This window comes from Shigella sp. SIG6, assembly GCF_053555815.1.
Genome location: NZ_JBQZXC010000310.1, coordinates 1 through 539, shown reverse-complemented (window position 1 = coordinate 539; position 539 = coordinate 1). Strand labels below are relative to the sequence as shown.

Genomic DNA, 539 nt, shown 5'->3' with positions numbered 1-539 from the left:
TAGGATTCCCGGGGCGGTTCAGATAGCCTGAACGTGTACTGTCGTAATGGCCAGGTGGAAATCAACAACAACATCGGTGAAAACGCGCTGCGATCGGTGGCGGTTGGAAGAAAAAATTATCTCTTCTTCGGTTCTGACAACGGTGGAGAAAGCGCGGCGATTATCTACAGTCTGCTGGTCACCTGCAAACTGAACGGAGTGGAGCCGGAGGACTGGTTGCGCGAAGTGATCGTGAAGCTCAATGACTGGCCGTCGAACCGAGTGCATGAACTGCTGCCCTGGAACTTCTCAGCTGTAAAATAATCCTTCCGCTACGTACTTCTCTGGGCGCTTACCACTCAACGGCATCGTCAAAATTATCAAAGCGCAGAACATAGATTTATCATGTGTTTTATGGATGGCTTTCTCCATCAGGCATCGTTCGTCACGGGAAATTGGTGCTATGATCGGCATTGATCAGTCCGGTTGGTGATTTGTTTTGATTTGGCGATTGATCAGATCGCACAATCCGGGCTGAGTTCCCTCTAAGTGATCTAGGT

General features: G+C 49.5%; 2 pseudogenes. One reads left to right on the top strand and one right to left on the bottom strand.

Features of this window, described 5'->3' with window-relative positions:
• Positions 1-21: 21 nt before the first annotated feature.
• Positions 22-303: pseudogene (locus tag ACUU1M_RS20540) on the top strand (transposase domain-containing protein); the annotation flags it as partial.
• Positions 304-377: 74 nt separating this feature from the next.
• On the opposite strand, the pseudogene ACUU1M_RS20535 reads toward ACUU1M_RS20540, so the two are convergent.
• A pseudogene (locus ACUU1M_RS20535) lies at positions 378-453 on the bottom strand (hypothetical protein); the annotation flags it as partial.
• Positions 454-539 lie beyond the last annotated feature (86 nt).